The 24,125-nt window shown below is 54.5% G+C and carries 27 protein-coding genes and 1 rRNA gene; 8 read left to right on the forward strand and 20 right to left on the reverse strand.

The features are described from left to right. The 9 genes from RBR60_RS10780 to RBR60_RS10820 form a co-directional block, all read right to left on the reverse strand. Positions 1-118: ribosomal RNA gene (locus tag RBR60_RS10780) — 16S ribosomal RNA — on the reverse strand; the annotation flags it as partial. Positions 119-367: 249 nt separating this feature from the next. Next, positions 368-1,219 (reverse strand): prephenate dehydrogenase/arogenate dehydrogenase family protein, encoded by an 852-nt coding sequence (locus RBR60_RS10785; RefSeq protein ID WP_320356604.1) that lies wholly within the window; start codon positions 1,217-1,219, stop codon positions 368-370. Then, on the reverse strand, positions 1,216-2,253 hold the full coding sequence (gene aroC / locus RBR60_RS10790; RefSeq protein WP_320356606.1) for a chorismate synthase: 1,038 nt from the start codon (positions 2,251-2,253) through the stop codon (positions 1,216-1,218). Before aroC ends, RBR60_RS10785 begins: the two co-directional genes overlap by 4 nt. A gap of 102 nt (positions 2,254-2,355) precedes the next feature. Beyond that, on the reverse strand, positions 2,356-2,871 hold the full coding sequence (locus tag RBR60_RS10795) for a shikimate kinase (protein WP_320356607.1): 516 nt from the start codon (positions 2,869-2,871) through the stop codon (positions 2,356-2,358). Continuing rightward, positions 2,868-4,145, reverse strand: coding sequence for a 3-phosphoshikimate 1-carboxyvinyltransferase (gene aroA / locus RBR60_RS10800; protein WP_320356609.1), 1,278 nt, complete (start codon positions 4,143-4,145; stop codon positions 2,868-2,870). The genes RBR60_RS10795 and aroA overlap by 4 nt, the downstream gene beginning before the upstream one ends. A 58-nt stretch (positions 4,146-4,203) precedes the next feature. Next, a complete protein-coding gene (locus tag RBR60_RS10805) occupies positions 4,204-5,010 on the reverse strand; it encodes a shikimate dehydrogenase (RefSeq protein ID WP_320356611.1) in 807 nt (268 codons plus the stop codon). A gap of 10 nt (positions 5,011-5,020) precedes the next feature. Continuing rightward, a complete protein-coding gene (pheA, locus tag RBR60_RS10810) occupies positions 5,021-6,118 on the reverse strand; it encodes a prephenate dehydratase (RefSeq protein WP_320356613.1) in 1,098 nt (365 codons plus the stop codon). Positions 6,119-6,130: 12 nt separating this feature from the next. Then, positions 6,131-7,123, reverse strand: coding sequence for a 3-dehydroquinate synthase II (locus tag RBR60_RS10815; RefSeq protein WP_320356615.1), 993 nt, complete (start codon positions 7,121-7,123; stop codon positions 6,131-6,133). A 110-nt stretch (positions 7,124-7,233) separates the two neighbouring features. Further along, on the reverse strand, positions 7,234-8,046 hold the full coding sequence (locus RBR60_RS10820) for a 2-amino-3,7-dideoxy-D-threo-hept-6-ulosonate synthase (RefSeq protein ID WP_320356616.1): 813 nt from the start codon (positions 8,044-8,046) through the stop codon (positions 7,234-7,236). Between the two features lie 749 nt (positions 8,047-8,795). Here RBR60_RS10820 and RBR60_RS10825 point away from each other — a divergent pair. From RBR60_RS10825 to RBR60_RS10850, 6 genes are all read left to right on the forward strand, one after another. Then, positions 8,796-9,065, forward strand: a complete 270-nt coding sequence (locus tag RBR60_RS10825) for an HU family DNA-binding protein (protein ID WP_320356618.1) — start codon at positions 8,796-8,798, stop codon at positions 9,063-9,065. A 331-nt stretch (positions 9,066-9,396) separates the two neighbouring features. Further along, the gene (locus RBR60_RS10830) at positions 9,397-9,663 is read left to right on the forward strand and encodes an HPr family phosphocarrier protein (RefSeq protein ID WP_320356620.1); all 267 of its coding nucleotides are present in this window, start codon (positions 9,397-9,399) and stop codon (positions 9,661-9,663) included. A 3-nt stretch (positions 9,664-9,666) separates the two neighbouring features. Beyond that, a complete protein-coding gene (gene ptsP, locus RBR60_RS10835) occupies positions 9,667-11,430 on the forward strand; it encodes a phosphoenolpyruvate--protein phosphotransferase (protein ID WP_320356622.1) in 1,764 nt (587 codons plus the stop codon). Positions 11,431-11,514: 84 nt separating this feature from the next. Continuing rightward, a complete protein-coding gene (gene smpB / locus RBR60_RS10840; RefSeq protein ID WP_320356624.1) occupies positions 11,515-11,973 on the forward strand; it encodes an SsrA-binding protein SmpB in 459 nt (152 codons plus the stop codon). A gap of 110 nt (positions 11,974-12,083) precedes the next feature. After that, positions 12,084-12,593, forward strand: coding sequence for a chemotaxis protein CheD (locus tag RBR60_RS10845; RefSeq protein ID WP_320356626.1), 510 nt, complete (start codon positions 12,084-12,086; stop codon positions 12,591-12,593). A 58-nt stretch (positions 12,594-12,651) separates the two neighbouring features. Further along, positions 12,652-13,875 carry an HD domain-containing phosphohydrolase gene (locus RBR60_RS10850; protein WP_320356628.1) on the forward strand — a complete coding sequence of 408 codons (1,224 nt, stop codon included), beginning with the start codon at positions 12,652-12,654 and terminating at the stop codon, positions 13,873-13,875. A gap of 41 nt (positions 13,876-13,916) precedes the next feature. On the opposite strand, the gene RBR60_RS10855 is transcribed toward RBR60_RS10850, so the two are convergent. Both RBR60_RS10855 and tsaA read right to left on the reverse strand, forming a co-directional pair. Then, a complete protein-coding gene (locus RBR60_RS10855; protein WP_320356630.1) occupies positions 13,917-14,996 on the reverse strand; it encodes a ParM/StbA family protein in 1,080 nt (359 codons plus the stop codon). Between the two features lie 144 nt (positions 14,997-15,140). After that, positions 15,141-15,863 carry a tRNA (N6-threonylcarbamoyladenosine(37)-N6)-methyltransferase TrmO gene (tsaA, locus tag RBR60_RS10860; RefSeq protein WP_320356713.1) on the reverse strand — a complete coding sequence of 241 codons (723 nt, stop codon included), beginning with the start codon at positions 15,861-15,863 and terminating at the stop codon, positions 15,141-15,143. A gap of 145 nt (positions 15,864-16,008) precedes the next feature. Between tsaA and RBR60_RS10865 the strand changes: the two genes are divergently transcribed. After that, on the forward strand, positions 16,009-16,668 hold the full coding sequence (locus RBR60_RS10865; protein WP_320356632.1) for a TIGR04211 family SH3 domain-containing protein: 660 nt from the start codon (positions 16,009-16,011) through the stop codon (positions 16,666-16,668). Positions 16,669-16,740: 72 nt separating this feature from the next. Here the strand turns inward: RBR60_RS10865 and RBR60_RS10870 are convergent, their stop codons facing one another. The 7 genes from RBR60_RS10870 to rplM all read right to left on the reverse strand — a co-directional run bounded on the left by RBR60_RS10870 (position 16,741) and on the right by rplM (position 20,966). Then, on the reverse strand, positions 16,741-17,145 hold the full coding sequence (locus tag RBR60_RS10870) for a hypothetical protein (protein ID WP_320356634.1): 405 nt from the start codon (positions 17,143-17,145) through the stop codon (positions 16,741-16,743). 40 nt (positions 17,146-17,185) lie between these two features. Next, positions 17,186-17,956 carry a ParA family protein gene (locus tag RBR60_RS10875; protein ID WP_320356636.1) on the reverse strand — a complete coding sequence of 257 codons (771 nt, stop codon included), beginning with the start codon at positions 17,954-17,956 and terminating at the stop codon, positions 17,186-17,188. A 73-nt stretch (positions 17,957-18,029) separates the two neighbouring features. Then, on the reverse strand, positions 18,030-18,278 hold the full coding sequence (locus RBR60_RS10880) for a hypothetical protein (protein ID WP_320356638.1): 249 nt from the start codon (positions 18,276-18,278) through the stop codon (positions 18,030-18,032). Between the two features lie 44 nt (positions 18,279-18,322). Then, on the reverse strand, positions 18,323-18,844 hold the full coding sequence (locus RBR60_RS10885) for a hypothetical protein (protein ID WP_320356640.1): 522 nt from the start codon (positions 18,842-18,844) through the stop codon (positions 18,323-18,325). Positions 18,845-18,947: 103 nt separating this feature from the next. Then, a complete protein-coding gene (locus tag RBR60_RS10890; RefSeq protein WP_320356642.1) occupies positions 18,948-19,973 on the reverse strand; it encodes a type I glyceraldehyde-3-phosphate dehydrogenase in 1,026 nt (341 codons plus the stop codon). 139 nt (positions 19,974-20,112) lie between these two features. Continuing rightward, the gene (gene rpsI, locus RBR60_RS10895) at positions 20,113-20,505 is read right to left on the reverse strand and encodes a 30S ribosomal protein S9 (protein ID WP_320356645.1); all 393 of its coding nucleotides are present in this window, start codon (positions 20,503-20,505) and stop codon (positions 20,113-20,115) included. 23 nt (positions 20,506-20,528) lie between these two features. Then, positions 20,529-20,966 carry a 50S ribosomal protein L13 gene (rplM, locus tag RBR60_RS10900; protein WP_320356647.1) on the reverse strand — a complete coding sequence of 146 codons (438 nt, stop codon included), beginning with the start codon at positions 20,964-20,966 and terminating at the stop codon, positions 20,529-20,531. A 205-nt stretch (positions 20,967-21,171) separates the two neighbouring features. On the opposite strand from rplM, the gene RBR60_RS10905 reads away from it, so the two are divergent. Next, a complete protein-coding gene (locus RBR60_RS10905; protein ID WP_320356649.1) occupies positions 21,172-21,774 on the forward strand; it encodes a class IV adenylate cyclase in 603 nt (200 codons plus the stop codon). Positions 21,775-21,804: 30 nt separating this feature from the next. On the opposite strand, the gene RBR60_RS10910 is transcribed toward RBR60_RS10905, so the two are convergent. Together RBR60_RS10910 and RBR60_RS10915 are read right to left on the reverse strand one after the other, a co-directional pair. Further along, positions 21,805-22,347, reverse strand: a complete 543-nt coding sequence (locus RBR60_RS10910) for a polymer-forming cytoskeletal protein (protein ID WP_320356651.1) — start codon at positions 22,345-22,347, stop codon at positions 21,805-21,807. 136 nt (positions 22,348-22,483) lie between these two features. Then, positions 22,484-24,073, reverse strand: coding sequence for a M14/M99 family metallopeptidase (locus tag RBR60_RS10915; protein WP_320356653.1), 1,590 nt, complete (start codon positions 24,071-24,073; stop codon positions 22,484-22,486). Positions 24,074-24,125 lie beyond the last annotated feature (52 nt).

Below are 24,125 nucleotides of genomic sequence, written 5' to 3' on the forward strand. Positions count from 1 at the left end.
GCGTTACTCACCCGTGCGCCACTTTACTCATCCCCCGAAGGGAACTTTCTCGTTCGACTTGCATGTGTTAAGCACGCCGCCAGCGTTCATTCTGAGCCAGGATCAAACTCTCCGTTGAATCTCTGTAACGTCTCAAAAAAGAGACTTACTCAGGGGCATGTTCTTATCTTTCACTGTCCGATTTTCAAAGATCGATCTTTACTTTCCCATCCAAGCTCTATTTCCTACTGCTCTGTCCGGAGCCAAACACGCTCAAGACCCGCGCTTTCTATGCGAGACCGGCCGACATGTCAAGAACTTTTTTTAAAGCTTTTTTCAGGGTCATCTTCTTTTCTGACAAATGGCGTCCGACATTCCGGATAAAACTTCAGGATAATTCAGAAAAAACATCCAGAATGCGATTGCTTTCCCGCAGAGCCTCGCCACAGAAAGGCCCCAGAAAATCCCGCAGCTCCTCCATCCACTGCCTCCGTGAATTCCCCTCAACCGCCAACATTTTTTCCGCCGTATCCGCCAGAACCTCCGAAAAAAGACCGCTGACCTCCCGCGCATAAGGGTTTCTCGCAATGAGATCCTCATAAAGCCCCAGATCCAACGCAAACAGACGACCCACACAGTCAAGGTTCAGACGGAAAATCAGGGTAGCCACGCTTTTGGCCGTATCCGTATCCAGCCCCTCCCTTTTCATATAAGCCGCTGTGGCAATGGTAACAAGGTGGGTAACACTCTGCACAAAAGCCATATGCCGGTCATGGTCTGCGGGAGGCATCACGGAAACCCGTGCGCCGGCCTCTTCAAAGAGAATACGGAAAGGCGCTGTCCAAGTCTCTCCCCGCCCTGGGGTCAGAATCACATTCTGCCCCTGCATGGTCACCGTATATTGTCCGAACATGGGGTGAATGCCCAGCACCTCCGCAGAAGAGGCCTCCAGCATGGCGGTGATCACCTCTTCTTTCAGGGAGGAAAAATCCACAAAGAGCTGCTCTTCTGAAAAAAGGGGACCCAGCTCCCGGGCAAGGCGTACGGCTGTGGCCATGGGCGTTGACAGGATCACAATGTCCGAGCTCTGCACCAGGGCTTCGTTCGTCATCTCCGTACCCAGATCCGACACCGTCACAAAAAGCCCCCGCTCCCGGAAAAAAACCGAAAACCAGCGCCCCATGCCTCCGTTGCCACCGATAATGCCGATTCTTTTACCCTGAAAGATCTCCGGAATCATCGGATGGCCCTCCAACGCAGAAGATGATCCGCCACCACAAGCTTTGCCATGGCCTCGGCCACGGGCAGAATACGGGGAATGGCCGCCACATCATGCCGTCCACGGGTCACAATGCTTCTCGGATTCCCATGGATGTCCACGGTCTGCTGGGGAATGGTGATGGAGGGAATGGGTTTCACCGCAAGACGCAGCACCACCCGCGCACCACTACTAATACCCGCAAGAATGCCGCCGCTGTGGTTGGAAAGAAAACCCTCTGGTGTCATGGCATCATTGGACATGCTGCCCTGCATGGCGGTCACGGCAAAACCGGCCCCGATCTCCACCCCCTTGACCGCGCCAATTCCCATCATGGCTGCGGCAAGGTCTGCATCCAACTTGTCGAACACAGGATCCCCCAGACCCGCAGGAAGGCCGTCGATCCAGAGCTCCACAAGACCGCCGATGGAATCCCCCGCAGCCCGCACCTCCGCCACACGGACCTCCATGGCCGCTGCAGCATCGGGATCAGGGCACTGGTAAGCATTGGTGGCAACAGCCGCCATATCCCGCTTTTTCACCTCAACTCCTCCCAGGGCCAGAGTGAAGGCCTTGACGGAAATCCCTTCCTTTTCCAGAAGAAGTCCGGCCACAGCCCCGGCCGCCACCCTTCCAATGGTTTCGCGGGCCGAAGCCCGCCCCCCGCCCCGCCAGTCCCGGATGCCATAGCGGGCCTGATAGGTGACATCCCCATGGCCTGGACGAAAAAGATCCTGGATGGATGTATAAGCCTCGGACTTGGCATCTTTGTTCCACACCAGAATGGAAATGGGGGTGCCTGTGGTTCTGCCCTCGAACACCCCGGAAAGAATCTCGCAGAGATCCGCCTCCCTGCGGGTGGTGCTGGTTTTTGCCTGTCCGGGTTTTCTCCTGTCCAGCTCCCGCTGCACAAGGGCTTCATCCAGCGCCAACCCCGGCGGGCAGCCGTCAATCACGCACCCTACGGCCGGGCCGTGGGATTCCCCCCAGGTGGTGACACGAAACATATGACCCATGGTGCTTCCTGGCATCCCAAACCTTCCTTTTTCATAAAATGGGGCTTCTCTGCCCTGAACAGGAAACCGTTTTTTTACCCCGCCCCTTTTTTTTAAGGGGCCTCATTGCAGGGAAAGAATCTTCAGGGCCAGGGCTTCCGGTGTCAGAAGATCCGTATCCACCGTGTCATGGGCCGCCGCCGCATACAGGGTCTCCCGGGCCGCCATCACATCCCGCACCTCATCCAGGGCCGATGTTCCCGTAAGGGAGGGCCGCACAGCCCCCCTTGCCAGATCCTCCTCCATGCGCTGCACCACTGTTTCGGCAAGGGCGCTGAGACGCACCACCCGACCCGCATCCCGCATTTTCCGGATATTGTCCGGCCGGGTTACAATACCGCCGCCCGTGGCAATGACACCAAAGCCTTCCGCAATCACCTGCTCCAGAGCGAGGCTTTCCCGATCCCGGAATGCTTCCCAGCCTTCCTCCGCCACCAGGGTTCCGATGGGCCGCCCCGCGTCCTCCTCAATGCGGACATCCAGATCCACCCAGGAGCACGCGAGCATACGGGCCAGATGACGGGCCACCGTACTTTTCCCCACGCAGCGGTATCCCACAAGAAAAATACGCGATCTCATCCCATGACCCCTGAAAACACTTCAAAAAAATTCGGGAAGGATTTGGCCACACAGCCGGGATCCGTAATCTCCACACCCTGCACCTTCAGGCCCGCAACGGCAAAACACATGGCCATCCGGTGGTCATCATAGGTGTGAATTCTTGCCCCGTGCAGGGGCTGCCCCCCCGTGATTTCCAGATCATCACCCACAATACGCACCACCCCGCCCATGCGGGTAAGCTCCGTTGCCACGGCACTCAGGCGGTCACATTCCTTTTCCCGCAGATGGGCCACATTGCGGATGCGGCTTGTCCCCTCGGCAAAGGCCGCCACCACCCCAAGGGTGGGCACCATGTCCGGCATGTCTCCCATATCCACGTCAATGGCCTGCAATTTGCCGCCCTTCACCGTGATGCCCCGGATGTCACTGGCCACCGTACAGCCCATGCGCTCCAGAATGCCCAGAAGTCCCAGATCTCCCTGGGCTGAACCCAGAGAAAGTCCTTCCACGCTTACGGAACCTCCCGTAATGGCAGCGGCGGCAAAAAAATAACTGGCATTGGAAGCATCCGGTTCCACAAGATAACTTCCCGCCCTGTAGGTCTGGCCTCCGGGAACAATATAGTGGGTGTCCCCTTCCCGGCTGAAGGCAATACCCATCTTTTCGAGAATCTCCAGGGTCATGAGGATATAGGGCCTTGAGACCGGCCCACGGGTCACGGTGATGTCCAGCCCCTTTTCCAGGCAGGGTGCCATGAGCAGCAGCCCGGAAAGGTACTGACTGCTCAGATGGCAGGCAATGGAAAGGGCCCCTCCCCTGCGGCTGCCCCCGCCGATGACCACGGGCGGACAGCCCGTATCCTCAACACTGCGTGCGGGGATGTCCACCTGGGCCAGGGCATCCAGAAGATCTCCCAGAGGACGCTGGCGCATCCGCGCATTGCCATCCAGGGTGCTGGCCTTTTCTCCAAGCCCCGCCACAGCGGAAAGAAGCCGCATGGAAGTCCCTGAGTTCCCAAGAAAGACGGAACTTTCCGAACCCTGAAGCCTGCCTCCTTTTCCTTCCACAGTCATGCGGCCGTCACCATGGTCTGTGATGGGAATGCCCATCTGTCTGAGGGCCTGGGTCGTGAGCAGGGTGTCCTCACTGCGCAGACAGCCCGACACTTCCGAAGGTCCGCCCGCCAGCGCGGCTGCAATGAGGAGCCTGTGGGTGTAACTTTTGGATCCCGGAACCCGGACGCGCACACCTTCCGGACGATGGGGCCGCACCGTAAACGGAGCTTCGGACATCTTTCCTCCTTACTTTTAAAAATTCAGCCATCTGGGTTTCATGGCAGACCAAAATGTCTCACAGACTGGCCTCCACCGCCCTGCGCATCACATCCAGGGGGGCGGGCTGTCCTGTCCAGGTCTCAAACTGTAAGGCCCCCTGACGGATGAACATTTCAAGACCATCCACCACCCTGCAACCACAGGCTTCCGCAGCGGCCAGAAGCCGGGTTTTCCGGGGCGCATACACAATGTCCATCACCACCATGCCCGGATGCAGTACCCCTGCCTCCACGGGCATGGCATCAGGAAAAGGGTGCATCCCCACGGAGGTGGTGTTCACCAGCACCGCCACATCCTCTCCGGAAAAATCCGACAGAGGACAGAAAGGGGCTTCCAGTTCCCGGGCCAGGGCTTCCCCCCGCTCCCGGCTCCGGTTCACCACCAGGGGCTCTCCGCCCGCATCGCGGATACCATAGGCCACGGCCCTGCCTGCGCCTCCCGCACCAATGACGGCCACCCGCTTTCCCTCAAGGGATGTGACCGACAGGAGCGCATCCCGTGCGCCGCACCAGTCCGTGTTCATGCCGGAAATCCGGCCATCCTCCCCAAGACAGAGGGTGTTGACCGCACCCATGGCTTCCGCCATGGGATCCAGCGCATCCACAAGGGAAAGAAAGGCCTCCTTGTGGGGCAAAGTCACACTCATGCCCCGGATGCCCAGGGTGCGCATGGCTTCGGGCACGCCTTCCGGATTTTTCACATCAAAGGCAAGGTAGGCGGCATTGATGCAAAGGGCAGAAAAGGCCGCGTTGTGCATCACAGGGCTGCGGCTGTGTCCCACAGGATGTCCCAGCACTCCGAAAAGCCGGGTTCCGCTGTCCATGGCATCTCCTTTAAGAAGGGCAGCGGGCATAGGAGCCCACAATTTTCAGAAACAGACAGTTGGGCCGCATACGGGCCACAGCCTCCCGCACACCCTCATCCTCATGGTGTCCCTCCAGATCCGCAATGAAAAAATAGCTCCAGTTTTCCTGGCGGGTGGGACGGGACTCCAGTTTCACAAGGTTGATCCCCAGATCCGCAATGGGCTTCAGGCTGCTGAACAGGGCACCCGGCACATGGGCCGTCACGAACATGAGGGTGGTCTTGTCCATGCCCGTGGGCTGGGTTTCCTCCCTGCCGATCACAAGGAAACGGGTGGTGTTGCGGCCGCTGTCCTCAATGTGGGAGGCCAGCACCTGAAGGTTGTAAATGGCTGCGGCCTGATTGCCCGCCACAGCCGCTGCTCCCGGCTCCATGGCCGCCTTTCTCGCCGCCGCCGCCGTGCTGGCCATTTCCACAAGCCGCGCGTGGGGAAGGTGCTGGGCCAGCCAACCCCGGCTCTGGGCCAGGGCCTGGGGATGGGAATACACCACGGACACGGCCTTGAGATCCGTTTCCCTGGAAAGCAGATCATGGGAAATGGCAAGGCAGGTTTCCGCACAGATTTTTAAGGGAGAAAGAAAAAGCAGATCCAGGGTATGGTTCACCGCCCCTTCCAGGGAGTTTTCCACAGGCACCACCCCAAAGTCACAGCTTCCCTTTTCCACCTCCTCAAAAACCTCGGCAATGGTGGTTCTCGGAACAAACTGCCCTGCGTACTCAAAGTGCTGGAGGGCTGCGATGTGGGTGTTGGTGGCTTCCGGCCCCAGATAGGCGATGGTGCGAGAACGCTGCACCTCCCGCGTGGCCGCCATGATGGTGCCGTAAAGATGGTAGATGAGGGTATCCGACACGGCCCGGCCCGCGCTGCGGCTCACCAGGCGGTCAAAAATACTTTTTTCCCTGGATCGGTCCAGAACCTGAAGCCCCGCCGCCTCCTTGATGGCTCCGATCTCCCGGCCCAGATCCAGACGTTCGTTGAGCAGATCCAGAATGCTGTCGTCAATCGTGTCAATGCGGGTACGGAGTGCTTCCAGGGCCCGTCGAACCGCTTCCATGTCCGCTGTCATCCGGCCTCCCGCCTATTTCTCCGTTATGGTTTCTTCCACAGCATGACCGAAATGACGGCCCCCCTCTTCGAGACAGACCAGAACCCGGTCTCCGGGATTCAGGGTCACAACGGATACGGGTCTGCCTCCAGGTGCTGTCAGGCGGATGGTTTCCGCATTCTGCACAATGGTATGCACGCCCTTGCCCGCCACCTCGGCGCGGATCAGAAGAAGTGGCCTTTTTTCAATCTTCACCCGGCCCACCACAGCGGGGCTGGTATTCCCCTCGCTGTCCACCAGCATCACCGTGTCTCCGGCGCTGAGCTCCGCCAGATACCGGGTACGGCCTCCGTCCACACGGGTATAGGCGTGCACCGCCCCGGCGTTCACCCGAAAGGGTCTGGGTGCCACATAGGGATTGGACTCCGTTTCCGCATGCACAAGGAAAAGGGCCGAAGAGCTGTCCCCCACCAGCATGCCCTGCCCGGGCACCATGGAAGTGCAGGTATCCACGCAGACCCGGTCGCCCATACCCAAAGACCGAACCTCCGTGACCACAGCCTCTTCCAGTGCCTCCCTGCCGCCTTGAACCTGAAGTCCTTCCAGGGCCGCCTGAAGGACCAGAGGCTCCTGGATGTCCAGCATCACACGCCGCACCCCCACCTCGAGAATGCCAAAGGCCGTGCGGGCTGCATCCAGGCTTTTCACCACAGGCATGACATCCACTTTTTTGGCAATGAGATTTTCCAGGGGAATGATGGTCCAGTCCGTACATTCCAGCACCACAAGGCGGCTTGCGGCGAGGCCCGCCACCTCTTCCTCCTGCTTTCCGTCCGAAATCCTGAAAATCTCCGCCGTCTCTCCGGGAACATAGTCCCCGTCCGAAGCCAGTACCGGAATCCTTGCCAGCGCTTTCACCGCCTCGCCCCTGCCGTCCTCCACCCAGAGTCCCTGGGCTCCGCCCTCCAGGGCGGTGAGCACCAGTTCCTTGTTCCAGGGGGCTATCTTTACCCAGACTTCCTGCATGAATGACCTCTTTTCTTCCTTAAAAAGGGGGGTTATCCCCATTGCTGACATTCTGACTTTCTTCAAGCACGCCGCCCTTTTTCAAGCCATAAAAAAAGGGCGACCTGCCTTCAAGCCTCCCCTTTTTCCACAGCACGCATGATTTCCATGGCCGCATCCACAGAAGCCCCTTCGTTGATGATGGCCGAAAAAGCCTTCACCAGAGCTGTGGGATTTTTGTGCTGGAACACATTCCGACCCATGGAAACCCCAGCCCCCCCTGCATCCGCTGCACCTTTCACCATCTCCAACACATCCCGGTCCGAATCCATTTTAGGCCCTCCTGCGATGACCACAGGCCGGAAGCAACCTTCCACCACCTCGCGGAAACTCTCCGCAGACCCGGTGTAGGAGACTTTCACAATGTCTGCCCCCATCTCCGCCCCCACGCGGGCTGCATGCTTGATCACCTCCTTATCATATTCATTGGTGATCTTCTCCCCCCTGGGGTACATCATAGCCAGAAGTGGCATGCCCCAACTGCGGGCCTCATAGCTGATGCGGCCAAAATCATTGAGCATCTGTTTTTCGTCTCCGTTACCCAGGTTCACATGAACACTGACCGCATCTGCCCCCAGGCGGATGGCCTCCTCCACGGAACACACGATGGTTTTGGCATTGGGTTTGGGGGAAAGATTGGTGGAAGCGGAAAGGTGAATGATGAGGCCGATGTCCGGGCCGCTGCCCCGCAGCCCGTCCTCCACAAGGCCCTTGTGTTCCACAATGGCATTGGCTCCGCCTTCGGCCACCTTCTGAATGGTAGATCTCAGATTGCGGATACCGTCAATGGGACCTACGGAAATTCCATGGTCAAGGGGAACAATGATGGTTTTTCCTGTCGTCCGGTTAATAATACGTTCCATGCGAATCTGTTTGCCGATCATGACTGCCTGTCTCCCGTAACGTTTTTTCGATATAAAAAGGGCCGTGAAGAGGTCTCTCCACGGCCCTTGTCTCATCTGTTTTTTTCAGGGGGTACCGTGGGGAGTCTTTTGGCGACCCGCCCTCGGTACGTGTGCTTTTTTAAAGGTTTTGCTGTGGCGCACACGCAGGCAGGTCGATACTAAAATAATAGTACCACCAATAATAGCTGTTAAAGCTGCCTGCAAATGTGTTCTTCACTGCGCCAAACCTTTCCCAAAAAATTACAATTGAAAGAACGCTACACAATCAATGACCCAAGGTCAAGTTTTTTTTGCATCTGCACCACAGTGGGATACTTGGCCTTAGAATTCGAGGAAAAAAGTCCGGACTCCTTAAAATACGGGAAATCGTGGTTGCACAGAACTCTGCTTGCTGCTATAGATTAACGGCATAAAACAATGTTCACATTGATTTTTATGGTAAAAAATCAGACCTCTGTCTTTTCCCGATGAAAATCCGGGACGGATGTTTATACAAATTTTGCGGTAACATTTTAATTTTCAAACGGAATTTTATAAAGTTCCCCCTTGACAGCCCCCAGGCAAGCACGTAATTTGAGCGCCGTATATGCAATTCTTTTCCACCGAGGGCAACATGTTCCGGAAACACCCGGCGCCCCCCCTTTGCTGTCTTTCATACCCGCTGTATCGATTATATCATAACCCCTTCACCACAAGCTGATGATTAACATTCTTTAAGGAGGTTCTGCATGAACAAGGGTGATTTGGTCGCAGAAGTTGCAAAGGTTGTAAGCTCAAAAAAAGACGCGCAGGCTGCCGTGGACTGTGTCTTTGCCACCATCACCAAGGCGCTGGCGGACAACGAACCCGTGACCCTCGTGGGTTTTGGTACCTTCAAAGCCATGGAGCGCCAGGCCAGAAAAGGGCGCAACCCCCAGACCGGAGAAGAAATCGAAATCGGTGCCCGGAAAACTCCCAAATTCATTCCGGGAAAAGCCCTCAAAGACTCCATGAAATAGCACACGCCTTCCCCTCATGTGCCAACGGGAAGGCATGCTGCCCAAAGAACCCATGCTTTGGATCATCCGGATCAAGCGGAACCAGACAAGACACCCAGGGCGTGATGGAGCCGGAAAAACACTCACCGTCTTCCATCACGCCTTATTTCCCTGCATCTCCAAGCCCTATTCCAAAAACCCGAACCTCTGAATTTTCACCTTCCACAAAAACAACAGATTCCAAATTCGCCGTTGCAATCCACACAAAAGCGTATACAATTTATGCGTTTTAGCTTTTTTTGCTGGATGCATCCCGCAGATAACCCCCAGATACCGGCATTCGCATACGATCGTGGACCAAAAAATAGAACTCATCATTAAAAATCCCTTGGGCCTGCACGCCAGACCTGCTGCGTCCATCGCGCGTATTGCGCAGTCTGCAAAGGGGGGGATATGGATCTGTCGTGAGAAAACGGAGGTGGACGCCTCGAGTATCATTGACATCCTGACCCTGGCCTGTGAGCAGGGCAGCCGCATCACGATCTACGCAGAAGACCCCCACGACCGTCCCCTTCTCGACAGCATCGCCCAGCTCGTCGAAGGCGGATTTGGAGAATAAGCGATGCCTACGGGAGAAAAAAAAGAGACCCTCCTCCAAGGGATCAGCGGTGCCCCAGGTATCTGCATCGGCAAAGCCTACCTTGTAGATCAAGAAGGTGTGGATGTCATTCCCCAGTACGCCATTGAAGACGTCCTGCGTCCCCAGGAAGTCAGCCGTTTTAAAAGCGCCGTGCGTAAGGCCAAAAATGAACTCCTCGAAATTATCAGCGCCACACCCGAAGCGCTCAAAGAACATATTCAGATTCTGGAAACCCACCTGGTCCTTTTCAAAGACAAAATGCTCTATGGGCGCACCATTGAAACCATTGAAACCGAAGGGGTAAATGCGGAGTGGGCTCTGAAAAATGTAGTGGCCGAAGTCCGCGCCATGTTCCAGAACATTGAAGACCCCTATTTGCAGGGACGGTCCGCTGACATCGTCCATGTCTCCGAAAGAATCATGCGCAACCTGCTCGGAGCAGAAGAAGAAAACATCAGCAGCATTAACAAGCGGGTCATTCTTGTGGCCAACGACCTTTCCCCCTCCCAGACCAGCCAGATTCAGCTGGAGTGGGTCATGGGTTTTGTCACGGACCACGGAGGCTCCGCCTCCCACACCAGCATCATCGCCCGTACCCTGGGTATCCCCTGTGTTTTGGGCCTCGAAAAAGCCACAAGCGTTCTGCGCAATGATGACATCATCATTGTGGATGGCATTGCCGGAAAGGTCATCGCCAACCCCGAAGATGAAACCCTTTTGTTGTATGAAGAAAAAAAACGCCGTTTTGAAGAACACAGAGCTTCCATCTCCCGCAGCAGCCATCTGCCTTCCATCACCACAGACGGCACAGAAATTCAGGTGATGGGCAATATCGAACTGGCGGAGGAGGTCGTTTCTGTGCGAGATCATGGCGGAGACGGCATCGGACTTCTGCGCACGGAATTTCTCTACCTGAGCCGCAGAAATTTTCCCAGTGAAGCGGAGCTCTTTGACCAGTACAGGGAAGTTCTGGAGTTGATGGCTCCCGCGCCCGTGACCTTCAGAACTCTGGACATCAATGGTGACAAAGCCATTGCCTATACCCTTTCCCCAGATGAGGCCAATCCTGCCTTAGGCCTTCGCGCCATCCGTTTCTGTCTGAAAAAAAAAGAAGTTTTCAAAACCCAGCTCCGGGCCATCCTGAGGGCAGCCGCCTTTGGGAATGCCCAGATCATGTTTCCCATGATCTCCTGCATTGAGGAGGTCCGGGAAGCCCGCCAGCTTCTCACGGAAAGCGCAGGGGAACTCGCCCGGGAAAAACAACGCCATAACCCGGACATCCCCGTTGGTATCATGATTGAAGTGCCCTCCGCTGTGGTTATGGCCGATGTCCTTGCCAGGGAGGTGGATTTTTTCAGCATTGGCACAAACGATCTGGTACAGTATCTCTTAGCCATTGACAGGGGCAACCCCCAGGTGGCTCATTTGTACAACTCACTCAATCCTGCTGTGCTGCGCATGATTAAAAGGGTTGTGGACGAGGCGGAGAAAGCAGGTATTTCCGTTGCCATGTGTGGAGAAATGGCGGGAGACCCCTTCCACCTGCCCGTACTCATGGGCCTCGGAATACGGGAACTGAGCATGAATCCCCAATCCATGCCCGCCATTAAAAACACCATCCGCAACCTGGAAAACAAAGATTGTCGCCTCTTCACAGAGGAGCTTCTCCAGAAAAGCAGCACTCAGGATGTCATGCAGGCCATATCCCAGAGATACGGTAAGCTCATGGAAACAGACTTTGCCTGACACCTGAAACACTCCCACGGCGAATCTCCGGAGTTTTTCACGCCAGCTTCAGGCTTTTCAGGGATGCGAAGGAAGGAAACTCAGGTGAACAGCACCAAGACCATCACCGATAACCGCAAAGCGCGGCACAATTATACCTTTGAAGATGTCATGGAAACGGGGATTGTACTTACGGGTACGGAGGTCAAATCCTTACGGAATGGCCAGGTGAATCTGACGGACGCCTATGCCCAGATTAAAAATGGTGAAGTATTTCTCCACCATATGCATATCAGCCCCTACACCCATGCCTACTACAACAATCACGATCCCCTGCGTGTCCGCAAACTGCTTTTGCATAAGCGTGAAATCATCAAGCTAATCGGTAAGACCAAAGAAAAAGGCTACGCCCTGGTTCCTGCCAAGCTCTACTTCAAAGAGGGCAAGGTCAAGGTCGCCCTGGCGCTGGCCCGTGGCAAAAAAACTTACGACAAACGTATCACCATTAAGGAGAGGGAGGCCAAACTGGCCATGGGGCGATTGAATCGCCAGAAGCATGGGTAGCCGGTCCACACGCCGGATTCCCCCAAAGGCTCTTTACCCTTGCCTGGGATGCCTGCTGAAGATTTTCTTTCCCAAGCCCCGGAGCCTCTCCATTCCACAGGCGGTTTTTCATGGCCCATGACCCGGAACTTCTGCCCCAATACCTGCTGCGTCCAGGATTTCTCTTCATTCCCGATGAAGCCATGCAGATCTCCGCAGTACTGGGCTCCTGCGTGGCCGTTGCCCTTTTTGACCGCAGGCATCGACGGGGCGGCATGAATCATTTTCTTTATCCCTCTGCCCCTGGTCCGGAGCAGTCCACAACCCTCTATGGCAATGTGGCAACCCGGGTACTGATCCGCAGCTTTCTTGACACTCCAAGCTCTCAAAAACATCTTGAAGCCATGATCTTTGGCGGAGCGGCTCCCGAATCTATGGTGGAAACCCTGGGCATAGCCGAAAAAAATATCCATATCGCCCGCTTCCTCCTCCAGAAGGCCGGAATCCCCATCAGTGTGGAAGACGTGGGAGGAACACGGGGAAGAAAGGTTGTTTTTGATACCGCATCCGGAGAATCCATCGTATACAGGGCGGAACGCCTCCGCCAGGGGGATTGGTACCCATATGCGGGGATGCGCTGAAAATACAAAAACACCCGCATCCCGTTGGCGCTCATCCGTCGACTGAAAAGGAGGTGGCATGCACGAGCAGGAACAACGGGATCGTTTGCTGCAGATCGGGTGTGATCTCAACGCCATCCAGGATCTGGACATCCTCATGGAGCGCATTCTTACCGAAGCCCGGGATTTTGTGGATGCAGATGCAGGCTCCATCTATATTCTGGAGGATCGGACCCTGCGCTTTGCCTATACCCAGAACGACACCCTTCAGAAAAAACTTTCCCAAGGGGAAAAGCTGCTTTACAGCACTTTCACCCTGCCCGTGAATGACCGGAGCATTGCGGGCTATGTTGCCCTCTATAACCGGACCCTCTGTATTGATGACGTCTATCGTATTCCCGAGACAGCCCCCTATCGCTTCAGCCGATCCTTTGACGTGCGCTCCCAGTATCGCAGCCGCTCCATGTGTACCCTTCCCCTCACAGGCATGAACCAGAAGGTTCTCGGAGTCTTGCAGATCCTCAATGCGCTGGCTCCGGATCGATCCGTTCGGACCTTCACGGACCAGGACATCCGGATTCTTCAACATTTTGCATCCATCGCCTCCCTTGCCCTGGAACGGGCCCAGCTCACTCGCTCCATCCTTCTGCGCATGATTCAGATGGCCGAGATGCGAGATCCCAAGGAAACAGGCGCCCATGTCAATCGGGTGGGCAGTTATGCCGTTGTCCTTTACGAGACCTGGGCCAGGCGCAGGGACATTGATCCTGTCACCCTGGAGCGCCAACGGGACCGCCTCCGCATGGCCGCCATGCTGCATGATGTGGGCAAGGTCGCCATACCGGATCACATTCTCAAGAAACCCGGACGCTTCACAGAAGAAGAATTTCTCACCATGCAGCAGCATACCCTTCATGGGGCCAGGCTTTTTCTCAATCCTCTTTCGGATTTTGACCATGCAGCAGCAGAAGTCGCCCTCACCCATCATGAACGCTGGGATGGCAAAGGCTATCCCGGCTATGTCGATCCTGCAACGGGCCTTCCCCTCCCCGACAAAACCGATGATCAGGGGAGCGCCCTTCCACGAAAGGGAGAAGAAATCCCCCTTTTTGGCAGAATCGTTGCCCTGGCAGATGTCTATGACGCCCTCTCCCATCAACGGGTATATAAGGAAGCCTGGGAAGAAGAGAGAGTCCTCGGACTCATCCGCGATGGATCAGGCACACAGTTTGACCCGGAGCTGGTGGAAATTTTTTTTGAATGCCTGGATACCTTCCAGCAAATTTCCCTGCGTTTCCCCTGAATGCCATGTGCATGGCATGCAACAGAATATTGACAGAAAAGTCATACCTTTGACGTATCCTCCCCCGCAGCCTTACCCGTAGCCTGGGCCGATGGCATGGAAACCGGAGTTTTCCGCCACCGGCTCCTGCCAAAACGGAGGTAGCCTTCCACATTATAAAAACGGGCATCTGCGGTTTTACCATCTGCACCCAGGACAGGAACCTCAATCTTTGGAATCAGGTACTTGGCCAGAGCCTGACTGCCCCCCCCGGTCAAAATCACACCCTGCATATCCCACTCATCGGCCCATAAACGGGTAATTTCTCCCACAAGCTCTTCCGCCGCCCGCTCAAAAATCCTGTCTCTCAGATTGGCAATGTGGTATTCCTTGCCCCGAATCTGAATCCATCCTTTCTCCACAGCGTCATAAAGGCGGTAGAGTTCCACCTGAACTCCGGACTCCCGTTTCAATTTTTCTGCAATGGCCATAAAACTCCGAGCCATCCCCATATCCACGGTGGAGCTGCTGCGCTCCACATAGGCCATGCGGTCAAACATGAGAAAATCGGTGGTTCTGAATCCGATGTCCACCACACCGATCTTTTTTTCCGGCAGATCCCGGTTCCCGAGCCGTCCGTTTTCATCCATCAGAAGACCAAAAATGCTTCCCAGGGGCTGGGGCATAATCTGCACGGCATGGATGGAAACCTCCCGCTTCTGGCGACTACCATCGGGAAAATGGTAAACCATCTCGTGTTTTCCCGACATGGCCTTGATCATTTTCTCATAATCCTGCTTTAAAAATACCACGGGCAGACCGGACACCACATTAAGGGTAATGCCTTCTTCCGCAAAAAGCCCTGCTGCCGTCAGGGCAAGTACCGGGACAAAATTTTCCAGTAGGCGCTCTTGATCCAGGGTAAACTGCCGCACCGAAGACTGGGCGATGGCAAAATCGCCGATAAAATATTCTTTTCCATCCAAACTGACATGAAGATTTTCGGTAATATCCCTTTTCCCAAGGCCCGTTGAAAACTGAATATCCGTTGTTTCTCCAAGTACAGATTTAAAACACAGGCTTTTCCGGCCGTTGGTTGCTTTTGTGAATCCAAATCCCACATCAATACCAAGAATTTCCATGGGTAACCCTTTCCTTCCGGCCACAGATCAGAGAAAATGCTTCTCACGCACAGACTGCCGCATCGCATACATATGCGAGTCAATAATGCAAAAAAAGAGCCACAATCTCAAGCATTCCCGAAAAAGAACCCCCCCCAAAAAAAATCAATCGCCTCCCTTTTCCGGTAAAGGCCTCAGCTCTGTGACCAGCACCCCGTTTTCCGTGAAATGCCAGCGCACGTCATGCCCGCCCAATCGTGTTCCAAAAGGTCCTGTCCGTTTAGAATAGGCCGGCCTTGGGTCCATCCCCAGAATCTCACAGATCAGGGGCCTCAGATCCCTCTTTCCGGCTTGCACCTGGGCCTCACACTGGGCCATAGTTTCCGGTGTAAAGGTCACATCCAGGCATACTTCCGGGGCCTTTGCCGCAAAACCCCCCTCGGCCTGCTCGATGCTGTCGCCATAGGGAAGGTAAGGTTTGATATCCAGAACCGGTGTTCCATCCATAAAATCACCACCGGAAATCTGAAGTACCACGCCGCCGCCCTGGATACGGATTTCTTCAAGCCGCACGGCGGAAAGTCCGATGGGATTGGGCCTGAAAGGACTCCGGGTGGCATAGACCCCCATGCGCCGGTTTCCTCCTAAGCGAGGTGGCCGCACTGTTGGACGCCAGAAGGCGCCATCATTTCCATGAAAGACAAAAAGTACCCAGATATGGGAAAAATCTTCCAAACCCCGGACAGATTCCGGCGGTGCATAGTCCGGACTCAGATGTAGTTCCGCAAAGGCGGAAGGGGCCAATCCCGCCTGACGCGGAATCCCGAATTTTTCTGAAAAACAGGAGTGGATTTTTCCTATGGGAGAAAAAGAGATGTTTCCATCCATTTTCAGATTCACACAGCCTTTCTTCCATCCATCAGGCAACACCCCGACGTTTACTTTTCCAGGGATTTACGTTATGTAATTGCTTTTGCAAGCATCTTATATTTAAAAATACGAGACAAACATTACCCGGCAAGGATTCAGACCCATGCGATCTTTTCTTTTCTTCTGCCTGAGCGGCCTTCTTTTCTTCGCATCTTCCGGCATGGCCCAGGCCAGACAGGCCTATGTGACCGATAATTTTCAGATCAGCATCCGCCGCGGCCCCACCACAGAGCACCGAATTCTCCGCTTTATCTCCTCAGGCCAAGCCGTTGAGGTGCTGGAGGAAACGGACGGCTGGTCCCACATCCGGACCATTGAGCCTGCAGACCGCCAGATCACAGGTTGGGTTCTGACCCGATATCTCATCCACCGACTTCCCCATGAGTACCAAAGTCTCCTTCTTACCGAGCAAAATGAGAAACTCCAGAAACAGTCCCTGGAAGATCAAAAAGCCCGAAAACTGGCGGAAGAAGAGCTGAACAGACTCCAGAACCTTCTTTCAGAAACACAGACTCAACTCGAAAATACCCAAAGATCCCTGGACCAACTTACCGAAGATGCCTCCGACTACCTGACCCTCCGCCAAAATTGCACGGAGCAGGAAAAGGAGCATGAAAAACTTCTCAGTGAAAACATTATCTTAAGGAAACAAACACGTCACCAGAGCCTTCTCATCGGTGGCGGGCTTGTGCTTGCCGGACTTTTTCTGGGATTCATGTGGGGCCGCAGGGAAAAAAACAGATATTCCGGTCGGCTGATCTGAGAGGCTTTTGCACTTTTTGCCGCAACTCCGGGGGAGCTCACGGGGGGGGCGGAAATCGCGGCCATTGGTTTTTTAAGAAGCGCCCGGCTTGATCAGTCGCAGGTGCCCACGCACTGTGGCAATTCTTTTTTCCAGGTGATCCGGAATCCGGACATTTGCAAGGGTCATCAGCTCAGAGGCCGCCAGAAGGGGGTTTTCATTCTGGCGCTCCAGAGAGAGCCTGAACCACAGAGGCATCCGCAGTTCCACATCCTGCGTCAAAGCCTTAGCGTGAAAACGAAGCCCGTCAATGTGCATAATATCTTTCTGGCTCAGACTGTCTTTTGCCGCGCTTTTTTCCACAATCCGGAGTTCCGCTGCCAGATTGCGCTTGATTTTCCTGTATCTGAATACGGGAGAAATGATAAAATATGTAAAAATATACCCAAAACTTCCGATCAGAAAACCAGCCACAACTCCCCAGAATAAACCACCCATACTGCCTCCTCACTGAGAATGCTTCTTTTCCTTATTTCAGTCACGCCACGGCCGAAATGCAGCGGTACAAGGCCTCAAATTCCAGACTAAGCTTATGCCTGGGATCAAAAAAAGCCATGGGCTCACAGGCAAAATGGGATTCCCGTATCCGCACCGAGGAAGACACATAGGCCGGTATCACGGGAAATCCCTCTTCCTCAATCATGGCAATCAGCTTTGTCGGCAGGCTCGCCCTCGCCTGAAAATGATTGATCACAACGCCCTCTAGACGGAGATGCGGATTATGATCTGAACGGATCTCATCAATGCTTTGTGCAAGGGTATGAAGGGCATGGCGGCTGAAGGCATCACAATCAAAGGGAACAAGGCAGGTGTCTGCGGCGATTAAGGCGGAGCGACTGAAAAAATTCAAGGCCGGAGGCGTATCCACATAAATTTCATCAAAGCCTTCAAGCTTGTGCAAAGCCTCTTTGAGCTTAAACATCTTATAACGGCTTTCCAGTTTCGCCCCCATTTCCTCCAGCTCCGGACTGGCTGCTGCAAGGAAAAGGCCCTCGAAGGGTGTGGCATGAATCACAGAAGTCAGGGGCTTGGACTGAAAAAAACTCACATACAAATGGTCTTTGAAAAAATCTGTGATCCCCGTTTCAGGCATCCCCTGATTCCCGGAAATATACTGGGATGCATTGCATTGGCTATCCAGATCCACCACCAGCACCTGCTTTCCCATACGGGCTGCCATTGCCGCCAGATTGCAGGCGATGGTGGATTTTCCCACGCCACCCTTCTGATTGAAAACCACACGAATCATCCGGCCTCCTTATGTCATCTGCCCAGATCTTGCCACAATGAAAAGCCCACAGCCCCGAAACTCCTACCAGGACTCACGAAGACTGTTCTTCACGCATCCAGGCCCTGTCCGCATCCATAAAATTTTTATCCTCAACCTGCCGCCAGCGGTCATCTCTTTCAAAAAACTGCCTGTCTTTCCTGCGCCACTGGGTTTCGGGATCTCCGTCCTTTTCCAACCAGATGCGATCTTTTCTGTGGAAGGCCCTATCCTCCACCCGCCACTTCGGAGCAGCCTCCGCTGAAATGACGAAAAATCCCGCGACCAGCAGACATACGCCCATGACAGCCCACAACCCCTTTACGGCCATCGCTCCCCTCCAAACCCTCAAAACAGGCTGAGTACCCTGGCATGCTCCCTTTTCAGGGCCGCTTCCTGTTTTTCATGCAGCCAATTGGAGACTTCCTTTCCCGCATACACAATCCGGACATGTCCGCCTGGTGAAAAATCCATGTGAATATGCGTTCTCTGCGTTTCCCAAGTCCACCCACCGCCCTCTTCCGGTGCATCTGAAAGGGGGACTCCTTCTCCATATTTGTCCCTCAGCAGATCCACCAGCGTGCTGAAACCCTCCCTTCCTTTCACAGAAAAAACGTAGCGCGCCTCCACCAGTCGGTTTTCCACAAAACGGTACCGTAAAAAAACCTCGCCATCCAGCATCCATAATTTATAGGAAAGATAAGGTCCTCGTACCGGCTCTGGCGTGGCTTTCTCCGCTGCCATCACGGCAAGACGCCCCATTCCCCAGCGTACCTCACGAAAATCCCAGTCCCCTTCTCCAAAAACAAGCTGGGGCAGAAATACCCAGAGGCACACCATCCGGAAGCACCATTGCTTTTTCCCTACCATGGCCATTTCCTCCCTTGATAGGGGAAAAATCGGCAAAAAACCCCCTGAACTTGAACCAACACCTCCCAGGCTAGGATTTACGACGGGTGAAAACTTTTTTGCGCTACATTCTCTCCCCTGCCCGCATGAGAAATCCGGCCGTATCCAGCATACGGTTTGCATACCCCCACTCATTGTCAAACCAAGCCATGACCGTCAACAGGTTTTCTCCGCACACACTGGTCTGCGTTCCATCCACAATGGCAGAGCGGGTGTCGTGATTGTAATCGCAGGAAACCAAACGCTCTTCCGTGTAACCCAGAATACCGGGTTTCCGGGATGCCGCAGCCTCCAGAATGGCATTCACCTCTTGCTGGCACACGCCCCCCTTCTTTACCCTTGCCGTTAGCTGCATCAAGGAGACGTTCATGGTGGGCACGCGGAGACTCACAGCCTGAAAACACCCCCTGAGGTGGGGCAAAATTCTCTCGATACCCCGTGCAAGCCCCGTTTCCGCAGGAATGATGGAAAAACCCGAACTCCGCGTACGCCGCAGATCCCTATGATGGTAGGCATCTATGACAGGCTGGTCATTCATCATGGAATGAGTGGTGGTGATCACGCCCTCGGCAATGCCCAAGGCTTCATCCAGGGCATGGATGACATGGCAGATACAATTTGTGGTACAAGAGGCATTGGAAACCAGGGATTCCCTGCCTGTCAGGGTCGTCTCATTCAGGCCAAACACCACCGTGGCATCCATATCCGGCTCTCCGGGGCAGGAGAGCAGCACCTTCCTGGCCCCGGCAGATCTGTGTATCTCCACATCTTGTCTCCGGATCCAATGGCCTGAGCATTCCATCACAAGATCCACACCTAAATCCGCCCAAGGCAATCCGATAATTTTCTTCTGATGAAAAACCGCAATGGGATCCCCCTCAATCCAAAGGGTTCCACTGTCATGGGCAACACTTCCGGAAAAACGACCATGGGTGGAGTCATAGCGGGTCAGGTGGGCCATGGATGCAACATCCGCCGGTTCGTTGATGGCAACAATGCGCATCTCATCCCTTTTTTCAGACTCATAAAGGGCACGCAGTATGCATCGACCAATTCTCCCATATCCGTTGATGGCAAGTCTGATGGTCATGATCTCTCTGCACCAAAAAAAGTCGCATCTCCCAAGGCCGAGGAGAAGGAGTTTGAGTAAAAGATACAAGCAGATAAAAAAAGGCAGGCCATAAGGCCCGCCCTTTCATACAAAACAAACCATCTGAAAGTAAAACGGATTAGCGCTTGGAGAACTGGAAACGTGCGCGAGCAGCCCGCTGACCATACTTTTTCCGTTCCTTGGCACGGGCATCCCGGGTAATGAATCCCGCTTTTTTCAGGACGGCCCGAAGCTCAGGCTCTGCTTCCATCAAGGCTTTGGTGATACCATGGCGCACAGCGCCCGCCTGACCCGAAATACCGCCGCCCTTCACGGTTACGGTCACATCATAGCGATCCGCTCTCTCCGTGAGGCTCAGGGGCTGACCCAGCACAAGACGGTGGGTATCGATTTTGAAGTAGTTTTCCACGTCCATGCCATTTACCATAATTTTTCCGGATCCAGGACGAATCCAGGTACGGGCCATGGAAGTTTTACGTTTTCCAGTTGCGTAAAAACTGTTTTGTTCCATATGAATACTCCGGATATTTCGGGTTACTGCAGTTTAAGTTCTTCCGGCTGCTGCGCCGCATGGGGATGCGCCGGCCCGGCATATACATGTAACTTCTTGCGAAGCTTCCGGCCCAGGCTGTTTTTGGGCAGCATACCACGCACAGCAAAACGCAGCAGATCTTCCGGACGCTTTTCCCGGAGTTTTTCCGCTGTTATGGACTTGATACCGCCGGTATACCCGCTATGGCGATAATAGGTTTTCTGTCCCCACTTCTTGCCCGTCAACGCGACCTTATCCGCATTGACCACCACAATGCTGTCCCCCATATCCGAATGGGGCGTGTACAAGGGGTTATGCTTGCCGCGGATACGGGACGCCACCAAGGATGCGAGGCGGCCAAGGATCATGCCTTCCGCATCAATGACCCACCATTTTCCCTGGTTGTCTTCCTTTGTTGCACTGTAAGTATATTTTTTCACCGCTGTCACTCCCGATTAAAATAACATGGTTCCATATCCATTCTGGTGGGCCGTGTCAATGAAGAAATCCTTAAGGATTCCGGCTTCGGAAACGGGGCGATCCGAAGATTGACATCAATGCCCGCGCCCGTTACACAGGCACATAAAAAAGCAGGTCACCAACCTGCCTTCAACAACATCCATAATTCGCTTTACGGAGGACATCTTGAAAAACGACCTCGAAACCGAAGTAAAATTTTATATACCAGAGCCTTCCGCGTTCCGCAACCGGATTCTTTCAGAAAACGGCGTATCCCAGGGTCGGATTTTTGAAAAGAATATCCTATTTGACACACCGGATAAAACACTCCGGAAAAAAGGGGTGCTTTTGCGCCTGCGTCTTGCCGAAAGCTGTATTCTCACCGTAAAAACCCCTCCGGAAACACCGGATCCGGACTTCAAGGTACTGCACGAAATTGAAACCCGGATTGAGGATTGCGAGGCCGCAGCCCGCGTCTTCCGTACTCTGGGATTCACCCTGGAAACGCCCTATGAAAAATACAGAGAAACCTTCCTTCTGGAGAAGGTAGAAATCTGCCTGGATGAAATGCCCTTTGGAGTCTTTGCGGAGCTTGAGGGGGAAAAAAAAGACATCCGAAACGTAGCCCATCGTCTTGGTCTTGACTGGTCCCTGCGTCAGACCCTAAGCTACCGTGCGCTCTTCGAACTTCTGGCCCGTCACCATGGGTACGGTTTTTCCCATATCACCTTCAAAGCCTTTGAAGGCATGCCTGCGGATGTCCCAGCCATACTGCCACGCCTTGCATGAAAACCACAGCGGCCATGGACAAAGCAGATCCTACAGAACCTGGCGAATTTTTTCATCCTTGCCCGGGGTGGGCTCCGGACTGATCCTCTTGACTTGCTCCTGGGGATCTCCCTCCCGGGTGCAGGTCACTTCCGCATTGACCATGCCCCCACTTTCCACCACAAGATCTTTGCAGCTCACCGTGCCTGCGCATCGGCCCGTCGCCAGAATCACAACCCGCTCCCGGGCCTGGATATTCCCCTCAAAAATACCGCCAATGGTCATCTCCTCTACCGTCGCATCACAATAAACCCGGCCTTCCTCAGCAATCACCACAGCAGCGCCCGTAATGGTGCCTTTTACTGTACCCTTGATCACAAGGCGTCCTTTGGCATTGAGAACCCCTTCCACCCGCAGGTCACTGTCAATGATCGATAAGTTCTTCACCTTGCCCACACTCTTTCTCCTTTTATCTCCAAAAAAGGTTGGTGCTGACGAAGACAGGTCCACCTCGGAAGGTTCGGCCACACTCCCGGCACCCCCCTTTTCCGTGGCCTGGGTTCCCGAAAAAATACGACGGAATGGAAACTCCATGGACAAACTCCCTTCATACCCTTGCGCTACATTCTTTCCACCCTGCGCAGAAGGACACTCCGAAGGTGCCCGAAGATCGGACCGGCCCCCCAGAACCCGCATTCTTGACAAGCGCAAGGATCCACGCATCCTTTTTCTACAGACTTCCAGGTCTCGCATCTCCCCCAGATTGCGGTTGAAGGCGCACCTTAAAACCGCCGATTCTCTTTCCTTTAAGGGAAGTTTCCACGGGATACACAAGCCCCTTTCCGCCTTCGGAATACCGGATCCACAGATCTTTTGCCGTGTCAATGGGGTACCCCCGGTCTTCGCCGGTATTGTAGCTTGTGTTCGGTACAAAACCTTTAAAATTCACCACAAGATCCATAGGATCCGTCTGACCGGACTCCACAGCCAGAATCTCAAAAATTGCGCCCAGAGGCACATCCACCATGGCTCCATCCGGAATCCAGAACACCGTCGCATCAATGCGCACCTGATAACTGAGCCCTTCTCCTTGGGGCTGTTCTGTCCGGAATCCGGGTTTATGACTGAAATCCCGGAGAACGATGGCTACGGAACCACAGGGTTCATGATCCTTAAAAACCCGCACCCGCACATTTTCACGAAGGGTCACACTGCGGCCCAGAATATTGACGCCATCCACGCCATCCATGCGCACGGAAAGCCCCCGTGGGTAATTCGCCACCACCTGGGAGACCCGCAGAACAGACCCTTGCGGCACTTCCAGGCGCTCATTTTTTTTCACCACAAAGGGTGGATACCCTTCCACAGAAACCACCAGGTAATCAAGCACCGGGGGCGGTATCCGCAGGGCTGGAATTTCCGGAACAATATCCAGAAACTCCATAAAACCATTGATGGCGTGGATGTGATGCTGCACCTTCATCTTCAGAGGAAGACTCTTACTCGTCTCCACGCCAAAGGCAGGAATCTCCCTTTGTGTCAGTGCATAAAAAGTGGCAGAGTTGCGCTGTTCCTTGTGGAGGGAATCTTCTTCAAGGGTTCGGTGATTATTAAAATGAAAATGATGCCCTGCTTCCGGAATTTGCGCATTCATTTTCTTGACAACAAAATCCGCCATGGCCCCAAGATCCAGGATGTGCCCATCCCTTCTACCATACTGGGCAGCGTCCGCAATGAGGGATTGACCGTATCGCAGGGGATTCCGCTCTTTGGATATCCAGCGGGGTGCATAAAAACCTGAGCCCTCATGCAGGTTCAAGAGCAGATCACTCTCGCCCATCAGATCTTTTAAAACCTCAACCACCTTGCCTTCATAGTCTCCCCCAGGCCCCGCAGTTCCGAAACAGCGGTTCATATCCCTGCGGATCTGTCGTTTGCTTTCCACGATGGAGGGAAGATTGGCTCTCGGGACCACAATCAAGTTACCCCGCTTCAGGGTCAGATCCACATAATGATCCGCAGCCAGAAATCCAGCCGGTTCATCTCCCTGGATACCGCCAATAATCATGAGGGTTTTTCCCGCTTCCTCCCCACAGATTCTGTAAACATCCAGGGCATGGTCCGTATCCTCAAAATAGGTCTGATGCGTACACCGCCCCTGGCCCGTGCTTGCCGAGACAGGCCCCCCAAAAATACAAAGCAGCCAGAAGCATGAAGCCAGAACCGCCCGGAACCGGTTCCACCAGCTCCAGGGAGGTCTCAGGCCCTCCTCCCAGACGTCTGCGCCCTTTTCCCCAGCGCCCAGAATACCGCACCCCATCCGCATCTCTTTTCTGACTTCCACCTGCGCTGCAGCAGCCCTGGGAAGCGAC

It is taken from the genome of Desulfobotulus sp. (assembly GCF_034006065.1).
Classification (GTDB): Bacteria; Desulfobacterota; Desulfobacteria; order Desulfobacterales; family ASO4-4; genus Desulfobotulus.